The sequence below is a fragment of the Planctomycetia bacterium genome (genome assembly GCA_034440135.1).
Lineage (GTDB): Bacteria > Planctomycetota > Planctomycetia > Pirellulales > JALHLM01 > JALHLM01.
Window position 1 is genome coordinate 1 of record JAWXBP010000182.1, and the last position, 6,475, is coordinate 6,475.

General features: G+C 55.6%; 6 protein-coding genes. 1 reads left to right on the forward strand and 5 read right to left on the reverse strand.

Annotated elements, in window-relative coordinates; all coding sequences use genetic code 11:
* Window positions 1–294: 294 nt before the first annotated feature.
* From SGJ19_10675 to SGJ19_10695, 5 genes are all read right to left on the reverse strand, one after another.
* Window positions 295–672 carry a hypothetical protein gene (locus SGJ19_10675; GenBank protein MDZ4780707.1) on the reverse strand — a complete coding sequence of 126 codons (378 nt, stop codon included), beginning with the start codon at window positions 670–672 and terminating at the stop codon, window positions 295–297.
* Entirely contained in the window at window positions 656–1,417 is a 762-nt protein-coding gene (locus tag SGJ19_10680) for a hypothetical protein (GenBank protein MDZ4780708.1), read from the reverse strand. Before SGJ19_10680 ends, SGJ19_10675 begins: the two co-directional genes overlap by 17 nt.
* Before the next feature lie 14 nt (window positions 1,418–1,431).
* Window positions 1,432–2,133, reverse strand: coding sequence for a hypothetical protein (locus SGJ19_10685; protein ID MDZ4780709.1), 702 nt, complete (start codon window positions 2,131–2,133; stop codon window positions 1,432–1,434).
* 302 nt (window positions 2,134–2,435) lie between these two features.
* The gene (locus tag SGJ19_10690) at window positions 2,436–4,094 is read right to left on the reverse strand and encodes a hypothetical protein (protein MDZ4780710.1); all 1,659 of its coding nucleotides are present in this window, start codon (window positions 4,092–4,094) and stop codon (window positions 2,436–2,438) included.
* A 647-nt stretch (window positions 4,095–4,741) separates the two neighbouring features.
* Complete coding sequence (locus SGJ19_10695) at window positions 4,742–4,999, reverse strand: hypothetical protein (protein ID MDZ4780711.1); 258 nt, start codon at window positions 4,997–4,999, stop codon at window positions 4,742–4,744.
* 915 nt (window positions 5,000–5,914) lie between these two features.
* On the opposite strand from SGJ19_10695, the gene SGJ19_10700 reads away from it, so the two are divergent.
* The coding region (locus SGJ19_10700; protein ID MDZ4780712.1) for an integrase at window positions 5,915–6,475 on the forward strand (561 nt) is incomplete at its 3' end.

The window sequence follows — 6,475 nt, forward strand, 5'->3', positions numbered from 1 at the left end:
CTCGGTCACGAATCCGCGGAAGGGAACATGAGCACTACACTTTTCGACCGACCATCGGTAACCCGCCAAGCGCTGCACTCTTCGAGCGCCGTTTACAGCAGGATGGCATGAAGCGGAAGGCATCCATTCCCAACGTCACGATGACCGCATATGCACTTACGGAAATACACCACCACGTAAACGTCATCGTGTCGGCGGCTGACGGACGGAACCGTGGCCAGTACAGAACCGGCATCCGCCCATTAAGTCGTAATTGGTTCTCTCTGCGATTGAGGTAGGGCAAAGGCATGTTGGTTACTCCACTTTGTTAGTGATTGGGTGAGAAGAAACAAGGCTTTCGTGCGGAGCGGAGTCACCCTCTGCTCCGGTCAGTCGAGCGATCTGCTTTTTGATCCGCTCGGAATCTGCAAGTAGTTGCTGAAGATTGCCAAAATACGGAACGCGCTGAGTCCCATGTAGGTTGAACTCAAACGGCCCACTTGTGTCTTTGAAGACAGAACTCTTGCACTCACACTCTTCACCGCACCGTGGTCCACACGGGACCACTTTTGCGCGAAGAGTGACTCGGCCGTCGTCGTGCTGTTCAGCTTCAGACAATTCCACTTGAATTGTCAGCGTAAGATGAAACTGGTCGCCAGGACTGAGTTGACGAGCCTCACGGCGTGTTTTCATGACCATTGCTCCTTTCGGAATACGGCGGACTTGAACTGCTGCGACGCGGAAGGAGTGCCGCGATCTCCTCCATCACGACGATCTGCCAGTGAAAGCCCGGCGGATGTTCATTGATCACTGTTTCCAACTCCCGTTTGCGTGAGATGGAACTCGTTGACACGGTGAGTTCAAATAAACCCGCATTGACGACCTTTGCAAACGATGGCTGCCGCCAAAGGTCTTCAACCTGTGGTTTCAATTTGGCGTTTACGAAATCGGGATGACCGCGATCCAAAACGAACAGCCCGATCGTTTCCCCGGCCCGATAGAACAATCGCTGCCGATAGGGATCTGCTTTGCCCTCAGCCAGATGGGCGGCGAGTTCTGGAAAGAGACCTGAGTCAAACGCGGGGCGATAGGCTTCTCGTCCGAGCGTTGGGTTTTCGGAAATAAACAGCAGCCATGCGTGTTTCTCGGGCTTTCGATTTGGCTTCAACGGCCGAGTTGTGGCTCGTGAGACGCGAACGCCCCATTTATTTCTGAGATACTGGACCGCCCTGTTCGAGAGCCGATAATAATTGCGACGTTCGTCGAGTGGCGCTGAAACAATCCACCCCGCTTGGCGCAATCGCTTGATCCAGCTCCGCACGGCCGCGATTGACAGCCACGAATACCAACGCTGAATTATTTCAACTGTCGCATGCCCGAACGGGACAATGCGTATGAGCAGCTCTCTGTCTCGTTTAGAAAGTCGAATTCTCTTCATGTTGCTTCCCCTCATTACCAGATCTCCCAATCCCATCCGGCCTGCTCAAATCGTTCGATGTGATGCCGAAGCCAGGACGCTGGATAGTTGCCGCCGATTTCAATGGCGATGTGCACCTTGCCCTCATCGCAAATTGCGGCATCCGGCATTGGTCCCCGCCTGGCGGACGTCGCAGCGGATGCCATCAAAAGACGCTCCGACGTCCAGGCGTTGCAGGCCACTTCAGGTGCAGCCTTCAGTAAACCCAGCCAGACGGAAGTGACGATCAGGTCATGACTGACTTTGTGTGGGCACGGGTAGCAGTCGGATCCAGTCCAGGTTCCGAATCGTCGAGCAAATTCAGTGCTCGGCCAAAAGATTCTTGTTGGCTTGGAATTTCCGGAGAACCGCCGTTCCAATTGATAAGCGATCCGATCGATGTCACAGGTGCTGCATTGTGAGGTGCAAAGTGGCCGTTCTCCGATCTCCACTCTCTGGCAATCGATCAAGTCGCTGTGCAGAAAGTTCTTGCGCTCCATTCGATGAGCAAATGCTCTCGCTGCACGAAAGGGATTGCGTGCTTCCCCGTGCAACGCTGCCATATGCTCGATTGACCAGGTAAAGCATTGGACGAACGCCTGTTGACGTAGGGCTTGCGGCTGAGTCGCCACAAAGTCGTTCTTCGTCACGGCGAAAGTACGACTGAGTGGACAGGGCATATTGAAATTTGTGTCCATGCAGGGCTCCGAATTCACATTCTTACGTTTGTCGCAGGGCGAGACCGTCGATCGCGCTCACTACACGCAGTGGGCAGCAGGGAGTGCCGCCCCGACGAGCCTGGTTTGCCTGTTTAGTGCGGTGGCTTGGTCACGCGTACAACGTGACCGGGTGAAGTTAGAGTCCGAAGCAAGCCGCGATATCCGCATTGCGCAGGCGTTCCCGATCATCGGGACGGCGCTCCGCATTGCCCGCGCGTCAAACCATGCACAATGTCGCGCAATCACGGCACTGTGGGACTGACCATTGGCAAGCAAAGCGCTTAGGTGCAGAGCGGGACATCATCGCCGCGAGCGAGATGCAGCGGGCGTCTCAGCAGGACTGCCCAAGAGGTCGACTGATTTTGTCGACGTGACGTAAAGCGTGGCTTCTGTGGACGGGATGCCGGTTCCACGAAGTCGTTTACCAATGCCACAAGACCGGCGCAAAGCTCTTGCGCTTCCCATGACACGGCACAGAAGCCAGCCGCCCAGTAGAATGGCCGCCTGAGTCGCGGACTTCCGTGCGCGACATCGGCATCGAGCATCAGCGCCTTCAGCCACGGAGTTCCATGATTCGCGATCCAAAGCGCCCATCGTTCCGCGATTGAATCGGCACGTCGAGAAACACGGGCACAAATCGCGACCATTCGATGCGAATGCGTCCGCAGCAATTGACCGCGCACCATTGCAGTGGCGACGAGATAGACGACGATTCCTAGAAGGCCGCCAGCTAACTCATAGCCGTGAAGTTCACCAAATAACAAACAGCATGGCATGACGCACGTAGAAAGGAGATCACGAACTCTCCCCACAGCAAATCCCTTTTCGGCCGTCCCAATCAGCCTGACGCATAACGCGCAAGGCAACGCAACTGCGCAGAACAAAGGAAAGCTGAATAGCCCGGTAAGACCAAACACCAGCAGGCACAGTACGAATTGAATCCCGCGTGAAACGCTGACCCCGATATGTTGTGGGCGGAGCTTCGCGCGACGATCCGCCAGTAATTTCGAAGCCTTGTATTCAAGGACTGGATCGGCATTCGCCGCATAGGTGACCGCTTGGGCTAACTCGATTTCTCGATCAACGCACTCACGCTCGGCGGCCGAGTTTGCCAGTCCTAACAAACAATCCAGTGCCTCTAAGTATTCAGTGACCCACTCCAAGCCGTACTGCTCAGTAAGGACTTCGCGGTAAAGCTGGCAGCACTCCATCGACGCTCGAAACTTTTTACGATGGGAAAGTGTTGTTCCCAAACGATCGAAAGTCTGAAGAAACGAGTAGAGCGTATTGGCCAACTTGCATTTCGTCGTCTCTGATCTCCATTCGCTGTCTCGTAACTCTCGGCGCAACCGAATAGAGATCGCAAAATCCGCTTCTGCATCAACTCGCGCGCCAATCTTACTCAGGCGTTTTGCGCTGCCTCCCTTATTGGCTCCCAGCCAATCCCGATAGCCCTTGCAGTTGGGAAAAGCATCGACCAAGGACTCGCAAATCGCACTGGCTTCCCGGTACATGCGAATTCCGTCTAGCGCGTCCGCCCCAAAAGCGGCCTCGTTCAACGATTTTGCACGCTCGTACGCTCGACAAAGCGGCTCCGTGTTTTTCCAGCGAGCCAGAATCGGTCCAGAACGCAGATCCTTTGCGCGCTCCGCTTTTTCAGCCGCTTCGGCTGGGCTTCCCTGTTGCGCGTGAAGGCGACTCAGGGTGAGATCGCACTCGGCCACCCAGTCCAAATGGTGCGGCACTGACGGATAGAGTTCAGCCAAGTCCTGAAAGCGCTGTCGGGCCTCGTTTACGGCCTCAAAAGAGCGAGCAACTTCGCTGTGCTCGAACGCTGGCACCGTCCCCTGATCCAGCAATTGAATTGCTTGACGATAGTAATCATCGACCACGGTCAACTGACCGTGAAGGACTGCCTGCGTTTTTGGAAACTCTCGCATGAGCACTTCCCAACGAAAAAAAGCCGGACACGCCGGACTCCCCTCGCTGTTGCGAGAAGTCTGGCTTGTGCGGCTTTTGGGAATCTTGAGTGCAAATTCCTTTCGGTTCTCTAACTTCACCTCTCATGCTACTGCTGTATGCTGCCTTGTCAATACCAGGTTCGGAAATCCCGCGAAATTTTCTTCGAGTAAAAAGTGGCCACCGAGAGCCTGCTTGACGGTAAGCTCGCTGCGAGTCACTTCGGAATCGAGCAACAAACCCTTGGTTCCCAAAGCTCACGCGAGTAAATGCGTGGTTGCGCTTGGGCCAGACCTTTCCGCAACCTTCATCCAGCGGACCAAGGGACTCCGGTCTCGATGTGAGAGGAAGAGGTTCGAGGAAACGAATCCGCAGCGGTCAGCAATTGGCATCAGCGCTGCCGCTCCCAAAGGCCGCAGCCAAAACAATCAAGAATGCAATCACGCCCGCTTGGAGTGGAAAGAGTGAGGTCGAGTTGCCGCGCACGAAGCATCCCGGAACTTGGAAGCCCATAGGTCGCCGTTCGGTATGCCATATTTGGCAGTCAGCGCAGAGGTACGGTGATGCCGAAACCTCTGCTGGGCAATTCTCCGGACGACACGTGCGTCATCGACCAGCCAAGTAGTACTTAATCATCGCCCGCAGCGGCCTCACCACCATGAGTGAAGATCCACGTGTGTGCGAGATCGGCGACTTTCTCCACCAGTGGAAGATCGTCGCGACCAAAACTGTTCGAGTCCTTCCATGAATCACCGTCCTTGTAAAGACGACTGATTTTCACGTTGTGACGAATTCCGGATTGAGTGTCGTTTTCCCAGATAACAGCCTTGATCCGGCCAAGCCGAATTTCATGCACAGGTCGGTTTTTCGCAGTTTGCTTCGACATACATCTTCTCCACAAAAAAAGAACGTGACGAGTAACGAACGATTGCATTCGCGTGCGCACTTCAGGCAGGTAACGAGGGCAAACAGCGCGTCTGCGAAAGCCATTCGACAAGCGAGTTCAAGCGAAGTGACTCAGTCACTGCGCGACTCTTCCAAAGACGTTCAACTGGAGGGGTTCTCCGGCGAGGCCCGCTTGCTCCTGGCCGAAGCCAGCAACGTACGACAACCACCAAGAGGCATTGACTCCTGCCCGCGAAGCGATGCGATCACTTGTCGCAAATCATTTCCGCACGCTGGTCGAATAATGATGTGGGATGATTTGCGCGGGTTAATGAATGGCTTGTCACCTTCGCGATCGTCTAGGCCCACGGGACGATGCGCATTCTTGATCCGGGAGCGGGCTCTGCCCAAAAGGCGTCGCCCGCTGGACGGTCTAACCTGATTCAGAACCGTTGGCACCACCGACCCCTCACTCACGTTCTGACGTCAGTGAGGGGGTGGTAATAGGCTTCACTTCCAGTGAAATTCACAGAGCTGTGTTTCGTCGGGTCTGATTCCCTATCACATCGCCGGATATAAAGCACCGTTTGGAGAGGTCGAAGACGAAAGTACGCATGCATTGATGTGGACGCAGACTGGCAGGCCGTGCGGCGAGGTCAGGCATGCTGAATAGGTTGGTCGTTCAGCCAGAGTAAACAGGGCTGGACAAAGGACGTTGTCCGGCGCTATGGATGGAGTGCCGGAAAACTCACCGGGTCGCGTAATTCCGTCAGGTGCCGACTGAGCAATGCTACACCCCGTTTTCCAGGCACTTGCCCGATGGATCGACGAGATGGTCGGTGAATCGGAAGCAAACTGAAATCGCAAACCGGCGGTTGGCACAGTGAGGTACCGGTTGAGGTACCGATGGAGAAAGATGACCGACGTAACGAACTCGCTGGCTGCGGTTGAACGGCCTGAACCCGCAGACCTACCGGCGCTCATTCGGGATGCCGGTGGGGCAGCTCGATTCGCTTTCGAAGAGTTTTTTTACGGACAGATCCGCAATCCCTCCACGCGGAAAGCGTATCTGCACACCATTCGCTTGTTCTCTGATTCGTGCGTCTTACGCGGCCTGGAGTTGGTCCGTGTGACACCGGCCGATGTCGGACGATTTCTTGAGTCTCTGCCAGTTGCCTTACCCACTCGGAAGCTGCACCTGGCGGCGCTGCGGCGGTTCTTTGATGGGCTTGTCATGCGGCATGTCCTGATCCTGAATCCGGCGTTGTCGGTGCGCAGCGAGCGATATCAAATCATCGAAGGCAAGACGCCGGAGATTACGGTCGAACATGCGCGGCGATTGCTGAAGAGCATCGCGGCGTCCCACGATGTTGGCCGCCGTGACTTCGCCGTGATTGGCATTCTGATCTACACGGCCGCCCGCGTCGGGGCAGTCGCCAAGCTGCGGCGGCGCGATTTCTACGAAGTCGGTGACCAA

Excerpts from the sequence above, each read along its gene's own strand:
- SGJ19_10675 (MDZ4780707.1), bottom strand. The coding sequence starts at position 672 with ATGAAAACACGCCGTGAGGCTCGTCAACTCAGTCCTGGCGACCAGTTT.
- SGJ19_10680 (MDZ4780708.1), bottom strand. The coding sequence starts at position 1,417 with ATGAAGAGAATTCGACTTTCTAAACGAGACAGAGAGCTGCTCATACGC.
- SGJ19_10685 (MDZ4780709.1), bottom strand. The coding sequence starts at position 2,133 with ATGGACACAAATTTCAATATGCCCTGTCCACTCAGTCGTACTTTCGCC.
- SGJ19_10690 (MDZ4780710.1), bottom strand. The coding sequence starts at position 4,094 with ATGCGAGAGTTTCCAAAAACGCAGGCAGTCCTTCACGGTCAGTTGACC.
- SGJ19_10695 (MDZ4780711.1), bottom strand. The coding sequence starts at position 4,999 with ATGTCGAAGCAAACTGCGAAAAACCGACCTGTGCATGAAATTCGGCTT.